The sequence below is a fragment of the Nonomuraea sp. NPDC059007 genome (assembly GCF_042740555.1).
Taxonomy (GTDB): Bacteria; Actinomycetota; Actinomycetes; order Streptosporangiales; family Streptosporangiaceae; genus Nonomuraea.
Genome location: NZ_JBHYJD010000020.1, coordinates 150787 through 165614, shown reverse-complemented (window position 1 = coordinate 165614; position 14828 = coordinate 150787). Strand labels below are relative to the sequence as shown.

The 14828-nt window shown below is 69.0% G+C and carries 14 protein-coding genes; 7 read left to right on the top strand and 7 right to left on the bottom strand.

Going from position 1 to position 14828, the window contains the following annotated elements:
• Positions 1–34: 34 nt before the first annotated feature.
• The 3 genes from ACFWY5_RS30675 to ACFWY5_RS30665 all read left to right on the top strand — a co-directional run bounded on the left by ACFWY5_RS30675 (position 35) and on the right by ACFWY5_RS30665 (position 4502).
• A complete protein-coding gene (locus ACFWY5_RS30675) occupies positions 35–2212 on the top strand; it encodes a carbamoyltransferase (RefSeq protein ID WP_379636073.1) in 2178 nt (725 codons plus the stop codon).
• Positions 2209–3180 carry an amidohydrolase family protein gene (locus ACFWY5_RS30670; protein WP_379636071.1) on the top strand — a complete coding sequence of 324 codons (972 nt, stop codon included), beginning with the start codon at positions 2209–2211 and terminating at the stop codon, positions 3178–3180. The genes ACFWY5_RS30675 and ACFWY5_RS30670 overlap by 4 nt, the downstream gene beginning before the upstream one ends.
• Positions 3181–3269: 89 nt before the next feature.
• Positions 3270–4502 (top strand): serine hydrolase domain-containing protein, encoded by a 1233-nt coding sequence (locus ACFWY5_RS30665; protein ID WP_379620925.1) that lies wholly within the window; start codon positions 3270–3272, stop codon positions 4500–4502.
• Between the two features lie 260 nt (positions 4503–4762).
• On the opposite strand, the gene ACFWY5_RS30660 is transcribed toward ACFWY5_RS30665, so the two are convergent.
• Positions 4763–5410, bottom strand: a complete 648-nt coding sequence (locus ACFWY5_RS30660; RefSeq protein ID WP_379620927.1) for a TetR/AcrR family transcriptional regulator — start codon at positions 5408–5410, stop codon at positions 4763–4765.
• A gap of 80 nt (positions 5411–5490) precedes the next feature.
• On the opposite strand from ACFWY5_RS30660, the gene ACFWY5_RS30655 reads away from it, so the two are divergent.
• A complete protein-coding gene (locus ACFWY5_RS30655) occupies positions 5491–6441 on the top strand; it encodes a zinc-binding dehydrogenase (protein WP_379636069.1) in 951 nt (316 codons plus the stop codon).
• Positions 6438–7961, top strand: a complete 1524-nt coding sequence (locus ACFWY5_RS30650) for an MFS transporter (RefSeq protein WP_379636067.1) — start codon at positions 6438–6440, stop codon at positions 7959–7961. Before ACFWY5_RS30655 ends, ACFWY5_RS30650 begins: the two co-directional genes overlap by 4 nt.
• On the opposite strand, the gene ACFWY5_RS30645 is transcribed toward ACFWY5_RS30650, so the two are convergent.
• The 3 genes from ACFWY5_RS30645 to ACFWY5_RS30635 form a co-directional block, all read right to left on the bottom strand.
• Positions 7934–8296 (bottom strand): barstar family protein, encoded by a 363-nt coding sequence (locus ACFWY5_RS30645; protein WP_379636065.1) that lies wholly within the window; start codon positions 8294–8296, stop codon positions 7934–7936. The two genes, ACFWY5_RS30650 and ACFWY5_RS30645, sit on opposite strands and share 28 nt — an antisense overlap.
• An 8-nt stretch (positions 8297–8304) precedes the next feature.
• Positions 8305–8718: a ribonuclease domain-containing protein gene (locus tag ACFWY5_RS30640; RefSeq protein WP_379636063.1), complete on the bottom strand. Its 414-nt coding sequence runs from the start codon at positions 8716–8718 to the stop codon at positions 8305–8307.
• A 105-nt stretch (positions 8719–8823) separates the two neighbouring features.
• Positions 8824–9774 carry a TerC/Alx family metal homeostasis membrane protein gene (locus ACFWY5_RS30635; RefSeq protein WP_379636061.1) on the bottom strand — a complete coding sequence of 317 codons (951 nt, stop codon included), beginning with the start codon at positions 9772–9774 and terminating at the stop codon, positions 8824–8826.
• A 393-nt stretch (positions 9775–10167) separates the two neighbouring features.
• Here ACFWY5_RS30635 and sigJ point away from each other — a divergent pair, with 393 nt between their 5' ends.
• The gene (gene sigJ / locus ACFWY5_RS30630) at positions 10168–11052 is read left to right on the top strand and encodes an RNA polymerase sigma factor SigJ (protein WP_379636058.1); all 885 of its coding nucleotides are present in this window, start codon (positions 10168–10170) and stop codon (positions 11050–11052) included.
• Positions 11053–11067: 15 nt separating this feature from the next.
• Positions 11068–12264, top strand: a complete 1197-nt coding sequence (locus ACFWY5_RS30625; RefSeq protein WP_379636056.1) for a cytochrome P450 — start codon at positions 11068–11070, stop codon at positions 12262–12264.
• 5 nt (positions 12265–12269) lie between these two features.
• On the opposite strand, the gene ACFWY5_RS30620 is transcribed toward ACFWY5_RS30625, so the two are convergent.
• The 3 genes from ACFWY5_RS30620 to ACFWY5_RS30610 all read right to left on the bottom strand — a co-directional run bounded on the left by ACFWY5_RS30620 (position 12270) and on the right by ACFWY5_RS30610 (position 14679).
• Positions 12270–13391: a hypothetical protein gene (locus tag ACFWY5_RS30620; RefSeq protein ID WP_379636054.1), complete on the bottom strand. Its 1122-nt coding sequence runs from the start codon at positions 13389–13391 to the stop codon at positions 12270–12272.
• Complete coding sequence (locus ACFWY5_RS30615; RefSeq protein WP_379636052.1) at positions 13388–13873, bottom strand: SigE family RNA polymerase sigma factor; 486 nt, start codon at positions 13871–13873, stop codon at positions 13388–13390. The genes ACFWY5_RS30620 and ACFWY5_RS30615 overlap by 4 nt, the downstream gene beginning before the upstream one ends.
• An 83-nt stretch (positions 13874–13956) precedes the next feature.
• Positions 13957–14679, bottom strand: a complete 723-nt coding sequence (locus tag ACFWY5_RS30610) for a sulfite exporter TauE/SafE family protein (RefSeq protein WP_379636050.1) — start codon at positions 14677–14679, stop codon at positions 13957–13959.
• Between the last annotated feature and the right edge of the window lie 149 nt (positions 14680–14828).

Below are 14828 nucleotides of genomic sequence, written 5' to 3'. Positions count from 1 at the left end.
CAGTCGTTCACACGAGACACAAGGTGGGAGCCAAGTGATCGTTCTGGGAAGCAAGCCCGGCCAACATGACGCATGCTTCGCCCTGATCCGGGATGGCGAGCCCCTCTTTGTTTACGAGGTAGAACGTTTCAATCGGGTCAAGCGCGCGACGTCCACGGACCTCTCGGTGCTGTTCGAGGGGCTCGCGGAGTACTCGATCTCCCCCTCCGACGTAGACCTTGTAACCAACTGCATGCACCCCGGCGAACTGGCGAAACGCAAGGCGCTGATCTCGGCGTACATCACCCCGGACAAGGTTGGCGGGATCCATCGTTTTCTCGACTGGCATCTTCCGTCGTGGTACTTGCTTCTGCGCGAGGGAGGCTTTCCGGCCAGCCGGATCGTCAACATTCGCCACCATCTTTGTCATGTGTCTGGCGTCTACTATTCGAGCCCAAGTGATGACGCGGCCATCCTCAGCGTCGACGGTGGCGGTGAGGCGGAGACCTCGATGCTCGCGCACGGCCGGAATGGCCGGATCTCCATCCTCGGGACCACTCCACATCCGCACTCGCTCGGACACCTCTACCAAGGGGTCACCATCTGGCTTGGGTGGGGGTACGGCGAGGAAGGCAAGACGATGGCACTCGCGGCCTACGGCGACCCGCGACGTTTCAGACGACAGCTGGAGACGTTCATTCGGATTGATGACCAGGGCCGGTTCTGCTACCTCCCCGCCCTTCGCCGTGGAACGTGCCGGTTCGCATCGACGGAGATCGGGCGCGTCGTCCTGCCACAACTGGTCGGGCCCGGCCGGCGGGACGGCGAGGAAATATCTCAGACGCACAAGGACGTCGCCGCGACCGTCCAAGCGATATGCGAAGAGATCATGCTGAAGCAGGCAAGATTCTTGAAGCGAGAGACCGGCTCCAAGACGCTGCTTCTCGCGGGTGGCGTAGGCCTGAACTCGATTACCAATGGAATACTCGCGGCCGAAAGCGGATTCGACCATGTTGTCGCCTATCCGCAGGCCAGTGATGCGGGGACCGCGCTCGGCGGGGCGCTCTACGCCTATCACAACGTCGGCGCCCCCGATCGGCCCCGCCGGTGGCACATGACGCACGCGTACTGGGGGCAGAACGTCGACCTGGAGAATCTGGACGCGGCGAGCAAGAGCTACCAGGTGAGTGGCCGGCAATCAGCTGACATCGCCGCGGACGCGGCCGAAACGCTGGTCTCCGGCCTTGTCATCGGGTGGGTGCAGGGCAGGTCCGAAATTGGACCGAGAGCGCTGGGGAATCGCTCGATTCTGGCGAACCCCCTCGTGCCCGGTATCAAGGACAAGGTCAACGGCGTCAAGCGCCGGGAGTGGTGGCGCCCCTTCGCGCCGTCGGTCCTTCGAGAGGACGTGAGCACCTACTTCGAGATTGACGGCGACCTCCCGTACATGACCGCGGTCGCCCGCATCAGGGACGAGTGGCGCGAGCCTCTCAGCTCGATCGGGCACGTCGACGGCACGGCGCGCGTCCAAACGGTGACGGCGGAGAGCAATCCCCTCTTCTACCGGTTGATACAGGAGTTCAAGAGCCGGACCGGAATCGGACTGCTCCTGAACACCTCGCTCAACGGCCGGGGCGAACCGCTCGTCCAGACGTGCGAGCAGGCGCTTCGGCTCTATGTGAATTCTGAGCTCGACGCCATCGTCATCGGAGATCAGCTCTTCGCCGACAAGACGAACGCACTCGTCGGGCAGACCCTCATTCCCTATGTGTGGAACATTCGGAAGTTGCCGCGGACGAGACTCCTGGTCGTGCCCGGCGAACTACCGGCAAGCAGGTACGAGCTGCTTCTTCACATCGTGCAGGACAATCCACGGGCGCGCGTTGACATCTCCGGAAACTCGGCGCTGGTGGACGTCATGGCTGCCGCGGGCCAAGAATGTGTCGTATCGGCCCCGGTGCTTGAGCCTGACGACATCGCGGCCGCGTACGATGCGGTGGCTTTCTACGTGCCGTTCCCCGGCGACAAGTGTGTGTTCGAGGAAGAAATCTACTATTCACCGCGCGCCGTGCTGTCGCGACGGATCATGGAGGAAGCCGGCATCCCTGTCTATTGGATCGATTCGAGAGGCGATGTCAATTCCATGCGGGAATCGCTCTATGTCCACCACGAGGAAACTCCGGACCTGGCGATACCGTCCACGTACCAACGGTTCTGGATGCCCATGACGTGACCGAGCCGATTCGGGATCCGGACATACCGATCGTGGACCCGCATCATCACCTGTGGCCTCGGGCGGAGACCGCTACCGGTGGCATGCCGTACTCGGTGGACGATCTGCGGGCCGATGCCCGGTCCGGGCACAACGTCGTGGCCACCGTTTTCGTGGAGTGCCTCACCAGTTACCACACCGAGGGGCCTCGGCATCTCCGGCCCGTGGGCGAGACGGAATGGGTGGCGCGCCAGTCCGTCTCCGGTGGATTGGTCAGCGGCATCGTCGGACACGCGGACCTGAGGTCGCCTGAACTCGCCGAAGCCCTGGACGCGCATCTCGAAGCCGGGGACGGCAGGTTCAAAGGGGTACGCCACACGGTGGCCTGGGATGCGAATCCGGGGGTGTTCGCCAGTCGGAGCAGGCCGCCACCGGGGCTTCTTCTCGACAGTGGCTTCGGGAGAGGGGCGTCCGAACTGGCGCGCCGCGGGCTCGTCTATGAGACCTGGGCGTACTTTCACCAGCTCGCCGACCTGTGCGAGTTCGCACGTTCGCACCCGAGCCTCGTGGTGGTTCTCGACCATCTCGGCGGGCCTGCGGCGACCGGGCCGTATTCGCGACGCAGGGACGAGGTGCTCGGCGAATGGCGTGCCGGCATTGCGGGGCTGGCGCGCGTTCCCAACGTGGTGATGAAGCTCGGCGGGATCGGCATGCCCGCGTTCACCCCTGTCGAGTTCATCGATTCAACGCCGATGACATCCGCCCGGATCGCCGGCTACTGGGGCCCGCACCTTCGCTACTGCATCGACACTCTGGGTCCCGAACGGTGCATGTTCGAAAGCAACTTCCCGGTGGACAGAAGACTGTGTGCCTACGTCACCTTGTGGAACTCGTTCAAGCTGATCGCCGCACCCTACTCGAGCACCGAACGTGAGTCCCTCTTCGCGGGTACCGCGTGCCGAACCTACGGGATCGGCCGAGAGACTTGACCTTGACCTTAGGTCAAGGCCCAGGCTCATCGCGTGGCCGCTCCGGCAGGGGCCGGACACCAACGATCGCGAGACAAGGGATGACGTTCATGATGGGTAAGAGCGACGGCGGCTTCTCCGAGGCGGGGCTGCGCAGGCTGCGTGAGGTGCTGGCTCGGCATGTCGAGTCGGGGAAGATTCCCGGGCTGGTCGCCCTGGTCAGCCGCGGCGGGCATACACATGTCGAAACGATCGGGACGATGCGCCATGACGGTGGCACGCCGATGCGCCGGGACACGATCTTCCGGATGGCCTCCACGTCCAAGCCGGTCACGATGGCGGCGGCGATGATCCTGCTGGACGAGTGCCGGCTGCGGCTGGACGACCCGGTGGATCCGTGGCTGCCCGAGCTCGCCGACCGCCAGGTGCTCAAGCGGCCCGACGGCCCGCTGGACGAGACCGTGCCCGCCCGGCGACCGATCACCGTACGCGACCTGCTGACCTCCACGTTCGGGCTCGGCTTGGATTTCGAGCTGCTGAACTCCCCGATCAGGGCCGCGACCTTCGAGCGGCTCGACTACAGCGTGGCCTCCGGGCCCGCGCCCGGCCCGGATGAGTGGATGCGCCGCCTCGGCGAACTGCCGCTGTCCTACCAGCCCGGCGAGCGCTGGCAGTACGACCTCAGCAACGAAGTGGCCGGTGTCCTGGTCGCCAGGGTCACGGGCAAGCCGTTGGAGACGTTTCTCCGCGAACGCGTCCTCGACCCGCTCGGTATGAAGGACACCGGCTTCCACGTGCCCGCCGACAAGATCGACCGGCTGCCGCCCCTCTACGGGCCGGACCCGATGACCGGGGAGTTCCACGTGTGGGACGAGGCCGCAGGCGGGAGGATCAGCCGGCCTCCTGCGTTCCAGGGCGGCGGCGGTGGACTGGTCTCCACCGTCGACGACTATCACGCCTACTTCCGCATGCTGCTGAACCACGGGACGCACGGCGGCGAACGGATCCTGTCACGGCCCGCCGTACAGCTGATGACCACCAATCGCCTCGCGCCCGCGCAACAGACCGCCCGCGACGCCATGTACGGGACCATCGCCCACCTGTCGTCCGGTCAAGGGCTGCAGGGCGGTTGGGGGTACGGCATGGCCGTCCGCACCCACCGCGCCGGCCACGCACCCGTAGGCCAGTTCGGCTGGGACGGCGGAACCGGCACCACCGCCTACGCCGACCCCGAACACCAGGTCACCGGAGTTCTGCTCACCCAGGTCGGGATGTCCACCCCGGACTCATCGCGCGCCATCCACGACTTCTGGACCACGCTCTACCAGGCGATCGACGACTGACGGCGAGTCAGTTGTCATCATCCACCTCGCCAGTCGGTGTAGTGCCGGCGCGGTTCGCTCATGTTCCCTCACTTTGGCCGCGAAAGGGCGGGCAGGTCAACGAGACCCCGCCCGCCTTGATCACCGATCGGCTGCCGTCCACGGTGCAGACCTCCGGCTGTTCCTCCGGAAGGAAGTCACCGAAGATCAGCGTCCGCGCGCCGGACGAGCAGTTTGACAACGGAATTCGCGGCCTTTTCGCCCGCGCGACTAAATTTCTGCTACATGGACCAGCGCCGCGACAGCAGATCCGCCGCGGGGGGTGGTCCGGCGAGTGGCGGATGGCCCGGACGGAGTCCGTCGAGGGCGATCATGACCGTGCGATGGCGGGCGGCGCGGGCCTCGTCGAGTTCTTCGGTACGGCCCCGCCGGACCAGATGTTCGACGAGCGACGCCTGCCCGAGCTGCTCGATCAGGAGGTCGACGTCGACGCTCGTCACGTCGGCCCGCAGAACCCCCGCCTCGTGCGCCCGCGCGACCAGCGCGTGCCACAGGCGTTCCGAACGCGTGAACGCCTCGGCCATCTCCTCGGACACGGGGACGGTCCCGGCGAGCGAGCCGAGCGAGCCCCCGCCGAACTCCAGCGCCGCGGACACGTAGTGCACGAGCCCGTCCCACGGGTCGTCCATCCGCAGCCCCTCTTCGGCGGCCTCGATCCACTGCTCCAGGGCGAGGACGCACAGGCGCTGGAAGAACTCCTCTTTGGTGCGGTAGCGGCGGTAGACGGTGGCCATCCCGACCCCCGCCCGCGCGGCGATGGCCGCGACAGAGGCGCGTGACCCCTCGGCCTTGAGCACCTGTTTGGCGGCGATCAGGAGCGCCTGGTCGTTGCGTTCGGCCTCCGCGTGCCGAGGTGCCTTGCGAGCCATGCCACCACCCTACCGTTTGCGGATAGGTCCTCTCCGTTATAGTTTAACGGACAGGTGCTATCCGTTTCAGAGGAGTCTTCATGCTGGCGATCATCATGCGCGAGTTCGGCGGCCCGGACGTGCTGCGGGCGGAGGAGACGGCCGAGCCGGTGCCCGGCCCCGGGGAGGTCGTGGTGGGGGTCTCGTTCGCGAGCGTGACCTTCGTCGAGACGCAGGTCCGTTCCGGCTCCGGCCCGTTCGGCAGGCCGCCACTGCCCCGCACGCCGGGCAACGGCGTCGGCGGGCGTATCACCGCGATCGGCGACGGCGTCGACCCCGCGCTGCTCGGCGCCGTCGTGGTCACCACGACCGGCGGGACGGGCGGCTACGCCGAGTCGGCCCTCGCCCGCGCCGCGGATGTCGTGCCGGTGCCTGCCGGGGTCGACCTGCGCGACGCGGTGGCGCTGCTGGCCGATGGCCGTACCGCGCTGCTGCTGACCCGGGACGTGCCGCCGCGGGCGGGCGAGACCGTGCTGGTGGAGGCCGCCGCGGGTGGCGTGGGCAGCCTGCTCGTGCAGCTGGCCGTCGCGGCCGGGGCCCGCGTGATCGGCGCCGCGGGCAGCGCGCGCAAGGGCGAGCTGGTCGCCGGCCTGGGCGCGGAGTTCGTGGACTACACCCGCCCCGGCTGGGCCGGCGGGCTGGGCGAGGTCGACACCGTCTTCGACGGCGTCGGCGGGGCGATCGGGGCGGCGGCCGCGGGCGTCCTGCGCACCGGCGGTCGCATCAGCGTGTACGGCATGGCCGCCGGCACCCCCACCGACCTGCCCGACGACGTGGTCGAGGCCCGCTCCATCCACGTCCACGGCCTGACCGGCGCGCCGAGCCCGGAGGAGAACCGGGCACTCATCCGCCGCGCGCTCGACCTGGCCGCCGATGGCCGATGGCGGCCCGTGGTCGGGCAGGCGTACCCGCTCGCCGAGGCCGCGGCGGCGCACGCCGCGATCGAGTCGCGAGCCACCCTCGGCAAGACGCTCCTGAAGGTCGGCGCGTGACGGTCCGCACTCCCCCGGCGCGGGCCGGGACGCGCGAGTGGATCGCGCTGGCCGTGCTCGGCGTCCCCGCGGTCCTGGTCATGATGAACATGTCCGTGCTCTACCTGGCGCTGCCGACGCTCGCCGCCGATCTTTCTCCCGACGCCGCCGCGCAGCTGTGGATCATGGACATCTATGGGTTCATGGTCGCGGGCTTCCTCATCACCATGGGCGGCCTCGGCGACCGGTACGGCCACCGCCGCCTCCTGCTCGCCGGCGCGGTCGTGTTCACCGCCGGTTCGATCATGGCGGCCTGGGCCGGTGACACCGGTGTGCTGATCGCCGCGCGCGCGATCCAGGGTGTGGGGGCCGCCGCGCTGGCGCCGAGTTCGCTGGCGGTGATCCGCCGGTTGTTCGCCGACCCCGGTCAGCGGCGGTTCGCCATCACCGTGTGGATGCTCGCCTTCATGGCCGGCGGCGCCCTCGGTCCGCTGGTGGGCGGGACGCTCCTGCAGTTCTTCTCCTGGGGATCGGTCTTCCTGGTCGCGGTTCCCGCCATGGTGGTGCTGGTCGCGGCGGCGCCGTACCTGCTGCCCGAGCACCGCGCGCCGGACGCCCGGCGGATCGACGCGGCCGGCGTGGTGCTGTCGTTCCTCATCCCGCTGTCGGTCGTGTACGGCGTCAAGCGGCTCGCGGCCGACGGCTTCACCGCCGTCGCGGCCGGAAGCCTCGCGGCCGGGTTGGTGCTGGGCGTCGTGTTCGTGCGCCGGCAGAATCGGGCGGCGGCGCCGCTGTTCGATCTCTCACTGTTTCGGGTGCCGGCGTTCGCCGTGTCCGTCGGCGGCATGGTCCTGGTCGGGATCGTGCTGTTCGGGACCAGCCTCCAGACCTCGCAGTACCTCCAGATGGTTTTGGGCTACTCGCCGTTGACGGCGGGTCTGTGGCAGCTCCCGACCGCCGTGTCGGGCACGGTCGTGGCGCTGTGGGTGTCCGGTCTCGCCGCCCGCGTGCGTCCGGCCCTGCTGATGAGCGCGGGCGCGGTCCTCGCCCTGGCGGGTCCGGTACTGCTCACGCAGGTGGACCGGGAGCCGTGGTTCCTCGTCGGCGGATCCGTGCTGCTGTTCGCCGGCCTCACGCCGTTCATGGCCCTGGGCACCGGCCTGGTGCTGGGCGCGGCGCCGCCCGAACGAGCCGGGGCCGCCTCGGCGATCTCCGAGACCGGCGCCGAGCTGGGCGGGGCGCTCGGCATCGCCCTGCTCGGCAGCCTCGCCGCGGCCGTCTACGGCCAACGGCTCGGCGACACCCTGCCTGCCGGGCTGCCTCAAGGCGTACCGGGGCGCGGCGACACCCTGGCCGAGACGCTGCAGCACGCGGCCACACTCCCCCAGCCGCTCGGCGGCGCGCTCGCGGAGAGCGCCAGGGACGCCTTCACCCACGGCATCCACGTGCACGCGCTCGTGGTCGCCCCGCTGCTGGTTGTCCTGGCGGCCGTCACAGCACTGGCCCGCAGCAGTCAGGACAGTGCGGCGGTGACCCGCTGACGGAGCGCGGACTCCTGGTCCTGGCCGGTACGCAGCGTCACGGTCAGGCCGGACTCGGCGGCGTCGGAGAAGACGGCCAGCAGCGTCGCGAACCGCCCTGGATCCTCGGCACTGAGCAGGTCCTCGGCGTGCTCCACGACCAGGGCGACCGCTCCGGCGTCACGCAGGCAGTCCGACAGCGCGTCCCAGTTGTGGCCGAAGTAGTCGGGAAAGCGCAGCACCCGCGCCACCTCCTCGAAAAAGGCGGCGCGGGTACGGCAGAGCCGCCCATCCAGCACGGCCGGCGCCGGATCGGCACTCACGGTCAGCCAGCGCGGCAGCGGAGGTGCGGTCATGGAAGTCCCTAGAGCCGGTAGAAGTCGGTGTAGTGGTTGGGCGAGAACCACGTCACGCCGGTGCTGCGGTTGACGACGATCCGGTACGCGTCACGCGCCGCGCCCATCGTCCGGGAGTACACGTCGTACTCATGGTAGGTGGCGCCGCCGGGGAGCTGGCCTTCGCGGTTGTAGAAGCGTCCGCCGGCGAAGTTGTGCCGGCCGTCCGGCCAGGAGTACCAGGTCCTGGAGGTGGGGTAGCCCTTGGAGGCCCAGATCGACTTGGCCGTGCGCGCGTCGGCGCACCGCGACATGGTGCAGGAGTTGTAGACGGCGGCGTGGGCGGGCGCGATGCCGGCCACGCCGATGAGGGAGGCGAGGGTGGCGAGGACGACGGTGAGCCTCACCGGCCAGAAGGGTCCGGGGCGGGGCTGAGTGGGCACGAAGCCTCCTTGCGGGGGATGCGACGGACACTCCCATCGTCACCACTCGAATGAGTCCATAAGGGCTAAAGACCTTCAACGGTTGGTGAACATTCGCGCCACCGGTCAGCGGCGGTTGGCGTACAGGCTGGTGAGGGTGACGACGGCGAGCACGGCGACGATGACGCCGAGCGAGACGAGCGTGGGGATCTGCGGCACCCCCGGCCAGATGCCGTGGGCCCAGTGCAAGATGAGCTTGATCCCGATGAAGGCCAGGATGAGGCTGAGCCCGTGGTTGAGGTGGCACAGTTTCGTGAGCGCGCCCGCCAGCACGAAGTAGAGGGCGCGCAGGCCCAGCAGGGCGAAGGCGTTGGTGGCGAAGACGAGGAACGGGTCCTGGGTCACGCCGTACACCGCGGGGACGGAGTCGACGGCGAAGACGATGTCGACCGCGAAGATGGCGACGGCGGCCAGCGCCAGTGGAGTGAGGGTCCGCGTGCCGTCCTCGCGGACGATCAGCTTCGAGCCGCGGTAGTCGGGCGTGACCGGGACGAAGCGGCGCACCAGCCGGACGGCGGGCAGGGAGCAGACGTCGATCTCCCGGTCGCGTCCGCTCAGCGCGTCCTTCATGACCTTCCCGGCGGTGACCAGGAGGATCGCGCCGAACAGCAGGAACGCCCAGGTGCCGCTGCGCAGTGCCGCGGCGCCGAGCATGATGAACACCACGCGCAGCAGCAGCGCGCCGATGATGCCGTAGAGCAGGACCCGCCTGGCCAGCTCCGCCGGGACCGCGAACGCCGCCAGCACCAGCATGAACACGAACAGGTTGTCGACCGACAGCGACTTCTCCACGACGTAACCGGTGAGGAACTCCACCGCCACGGTGGTGCCGAAGGCGGCCCACAGACCGGCGCAGAAGGCCAGCGGCAGCGCCAGATAGAAGGCCGACCAGGCGAGCGCCTCGCGCATGCCCACCTCGCGCGGCCGCCTGGTCAGGACGAGATCGATCGACAGCAGCAGCACCAGGGCGGCGACGGTGGCCGACCACAGGGGCAGCGAGGCGATCGATGTGGACACGCGGCCTCCTCGAACGTGCTCGGCGTTCGAGGTCTCCTTCACCCGCACCTGCGGGCGGCTGCCCGGGGACGCTGCCAAGGTCCGTCTTGACCGGGTCGGCGCTTGAGAAGTACTCCCCTCGGGACTGCCAGGCTATCAAGCCGTTGACCTGGCGATACTCCCGGGAAGATAGTGGAAGGTGCACGGAGGGGGTGATCCGTATGTCGATCACCACGTTGCTGGAGGTTCTGTTCGGCATCCTGCTGGTGTTGTCAACGATCATCACCATCGGCGTGCTTTGGACACCTCCGCCACGCAAGCACAAACATCGCTGACCTATCGGGGGCCGACCTCACATTTGATCGCGCTGTCCTGTCGGACAAGGAAAGACGCGATCAAAGGAGCCGACGAGCGATGACCCTCCAGCCCGAGCCGATCATGGCCGAGCGGCGCCAGCTGATCAATCTCGCCTACCGGCTCCTCGGTTCCCTGGCCGACGCCGAGGACGTCGTCCAGGAGACCTACGCCCGCTGGTACGCCATGTCCGGCCAGGAGCGGGAGGCCATCGTCGTCCCCGGCGCGTGGCTGACCAAGGTCGTCAGCCGCCTGTGTCTCAACGTGCTCTCCTCGGCGCGGGCCCGGCGCGAGACCTACGTGGGCGAATGGATCCCGGAGCCGCTGCCCGAGCCTTCGGAGCAGGTCGGCGGCATCGCCGTCGACCCGGCCGACCGGGTCACCCTCGACGAGTCGGTCAACATGGCCTTCTTGGTCGTGCTCGACGCGATGACTCCGGCCGAGCGGGTCGCGTTCATCCTGCACGACGTCTTCCGCTACCCCTTCGCCGAGGTGGCCGAGATCGTGGGCCGTACGCCGGCGGCCTGCCGTCAGCTGGCCTCCTCGGCCCGCCGCCGCATCCATGCCGAGCGGGCCCCCGCGACCCCGGCCACCCACCAGGCCCGCATCGTCAGGGACTTCAAGCGGGCCTGGGAAGACAAGAACATCGACGCCCTGGTCAGCCTCCTCGATCCCGGCGCCACGGCGACCGGCGACGGCGGCGGCGTGGTCTCGACCGTTCGCCGCCCGCTGGAGGGCGCCGAGCAGATCGCACGCTGGCTGGTCCAGCTCGAAAACAGATCCCGCGACCTGACGATCGTGGAGCGCACGGTCAACGGGCGGCCCGGCCTGATCGCCCAGCGGGGCGGCGTCACCGTGTCGGTGGTCGCGTTCGACGTGGCCGACGACCGGATCACCCACATCTGGGCGATACGCAACCCCGACAAACTCCGCCCCTGGCTATAGGAAGGTCTCACAGAGATGACCCATGCGACGCAGTTGCCCCCGCACATGCGGCGAAACGGGTTCGACCCGGTCAAGGAGCTGTCCCAGGCGCGCGACGAGCAGGGGGTGATCCGGGTCGACATGCCGTTCGGCGGGCCCGCCGCCTATCTGGTCTGCCGTCACGAGGACGTCCGGCGGGTGCTGTCGGATCCGGCCCGGTTCAGCAGCGCCCTGACGCCGTTCCCGGGTGCCGATCAGGTGGACGCCGAGGAACGCGTCAAGATGCGGGCCGGGCAGCTGATCGGGTTCGACCCGCCGGAGCACACGCGGTTGCGCCGGATGCTCACCCCGGAGTTCACGGTCCAGCGGATGCGCAGGCTGGAGCCGCGCATCACCGAGATCGTCCAGACGGCGCTGGACGACGTGGAGCGGGCCGGCAAACCCGCCGATCTGATGGCGCACTTCGCGTTGCCGGTGCCGTCGCTGGTGATCTGCGAGCTGCTGGGCGTGCCGTACGCCGACCGGGCCTCCTTCCAGGAGCGTTCCGTACGCCTGCTGGATCTGTCGCTGCCGATGGATCGGCGGGTCGCGGCGCAGCGGGAGGACCGCGCCTACATGGCCGAGCTGGTGAAGCGCGCGCAGGCCGACCCGGGCGAGGACATGCTCGGCATGCTGGTACGCGAGCACGGCGACGAGCTCAGCACCGACGAACTGGTCGGCGTCGCCGGACTGCTGCTGCTGGCCGGGCACGAGACGACCTCGAACATGCTCGGCCTGGGCACCCTGGCCCTGCTGCGCGACCCGGACCAGCTCGCGCTGCTGCGTGAGGACCCGGCCCGCGCCGAACCCGCCGTCGAGGAGCTGCTGCGCTGGCTGTCCATCTTGCAGGCACTGCCGCCGCGCACGACCACGACGGAGGTGGAGATCGCCGGACAGACCATCCCGGCGGGCTCGCTCGTGATCTGCTCGATACCCGCCGCCAACCGCGATCCGGCCTTCATCGACGATCCCGACACTCTCGACCTCACCCGGGGGGCCGCCGGCCACGTCGCCTTCGGCCACGGCGTGCACCACTGCCTCGGAGCGCCGCTGGCACGGATGGAGATGCGCATCGCCTTCCCGGCCCTGCTGCGCCGCTTTCCCGGCCTGGCGCTGGCGGAGCCGTACGAGGAAGGGGATTTTCGCGCCTTCAGCATCGTGTACGGCCTGCACACGCTCCGCGTGACCTGGTGACCATATCAGCCCGGACGCAGGGAGTAGGCGCTCACCGCCTCGGGCAGTTCGGCGAGGCGCGACAGCGCGCCGGTGGTGATGTTCCAGCCCAGCAGCCGGTCGCCACTCTCGACGATCACCGTTTCGTGGCCGATCCAGCCGCGCACGGGACAGCCGCCCTTCCCGCAGGAGGGAAGCAGCAGCGTCCTGACCACCCGTCCGGACGCGATGTCGGCCACCACGACCACGTCGGCTCCCTGCGCCAGGCCGGGGCGGGCGAGCGCGGACCTGGCGACGAGGTCGTCACGCTGCCAGCCGTGACTGCCCAGATCGCCCACCGGCATGCTGCCCTCGTGGGTGAGGTTCTGGACGTCCAGCCGCACCTCCCCGGACCCGCGCTCCTGAAGGACCGTCCAGCCGCCCTCCTCGGGCGAGACGATCCTGAGGTCGCGGTAGCCCGCCACACCCGTGAATCCCTTGTACGGCTGCCGCCGGACCTTCCCGGTGGCCAGGTCGAGCAGGTAGTTGGCCTTTTCCTGCTCGACCAGGAGCTGCTCGCCGCGCCAGAGCACGACCTCGTTGAGCCCCGGCACCGGGTAGCGGTGGCTCTGGCCGATCACGAGGTCGACGACGACCACCGCGTCCTTCTGCGGGAAGGCGGCCCGTGTCCCCTCGGGGGCGAGCGCGTTGGGGTTCAGCCGCGTCGCGCCGTTGCCGGAAAGGGCGATCCGGCCACCGGCCTTCATCAGGTAGATGCGCCCGTCGCCGAACTCGGCCAGCGCGAGGACGGGCCCGGGAGCCGCGTCCACGACGGGGAGATCGGCCCACCTCTCCGGCAGCCCGGCCGCCGCAACGGGCAGTGCCACCTGCTCGCGGGCGGCGGGCGCCCGGTCCATCGGGATCGACGACGAGGCCGAGGGCGTGGTGGTGACGGCGGGGGTCTCGGTGGTGCCGCGCTCGACCCGCTGCGGGAACGCGGTGATCCCCACCGCGACGAGCGCGGCCACCGCGAGCAGGGCGGCCACCGTCCACCGGCGGCGGCGGCGGCCTCCGGTGCGCCGCCGCCAGAGTTCGTCCGCGTGCGACGACCCCTCCGGCAGGGTCTCGGCGAGGTCCTGGAAGAGCTCCCGCAGTCTCTGGTCCGTCATATCAGCACCTCTTCCAGTTCGGGAGCGACCTCGCGCAGCCGTTTCAGCGCCGCGTGCGTCTGGCTCTTCACCGTTCCGGACGAGACCCCGAGGACCGCGGCGACCTCCCCTACGGGCAGGTCCTCGTAGAAGCGCAGCACCAGCACCGCCCGCTGCTTCACCGGCAGCCTGGCCAGGGCGCGGGCGAACACCACCTTCAGATCCGACGCCCCCGAGGGGTCGGGGTCGGCGTGGTCGGGCGGCTCCCCGTAGGCGAACTCCCGCCGCCTGCGCCACCGGGACGCCACGTCCCTGTACAAGGTGGTACGCACGTAGCTGACCGGGTCGGTGTGCACCTTCGGCCAGCGGCGCGCCAGCTTGATGAGGGCATCCTGGAGCACGTCCTCGGCCAGATGCCGGTCTCCGCTGATGAGGATGGCCGCACGGAGCAGCCGCGGGTACCAGGCGGCGACGAAGGCCTCGAACGCCTCGGAATCCGTCATATAGAAAAGACGACTGAGAGGGGGTGAACGGTTGAGTCTTCCATGAAATCCGCTGTTTTCCGGGAGTTTGACAGCGGTGCAGGTCAGCCGTTGAGCGCGCTGGAGAGGGTCACCACGGCGCTGACGAGCAGAGCCAGCAGCACCACCTTGCGGAAGCGATCCGGGTCAATGCGACTAAAGATCGCATTTCCTATGAAATACCCCAATTGCACAACCGGCAGACCCACCAGCCCGATCCAGATCGACTGCTGGGTCACCTGCCCGGCCACGGCGAACCCGATCAGGCTGAGCACGCTGGTTCCCGCGAACACCACCGCGAGGGTGGCGCGGAACTTGGCGGGGTCGTAGCCCATGCCCTGGAAGGCGGCGACCATCGGCGGGCCGTTGGTGCCGGTCGAGGTGGACAGGGCGCCGGAGACGAGGCCGACTCCCACCAGGATGGGGATGTTCCCCTTCACCTTCACGCGCCGCCACACCATCAGCGTGCAGCCCAGGACGCCGATCCCGATCAGCACGGTCAGCACCTGCTCAGAGGTGATCGCGTACACCCAGAGACCGAGCGGCATGCCGAGCACGATCCCGGCCATGGCGATCATGCCCACCCGCCACTCGGCGTGCTCCCGCTGGCGCACGGCGACCGTGACGGTCATGGCCAAGGCGGACGCCGTCGTGGCGACCACAGCGGTGTGCGGGTCGACCGTGAGGGCTAGCAACGGGGTCGCGACGAGCGCGTAACCGAAACCGGTCACCGCGTGCACCGTCGAAGCGATAAGGATGATCACGGCGGCGGCAATCAGCGTCGACACCTGTCACACTTTGCCACAGATCTAGGTTAATGAACCAGTGATGGAGGAAAATCAGCCACTGTTGCGATAAATGGAGACCGCCCGGGATCGGCGCTAAGCTTTGGCAAATAGCTGGTAAGGCGTGTCCTCACACTTCGTCAATTGGTGGC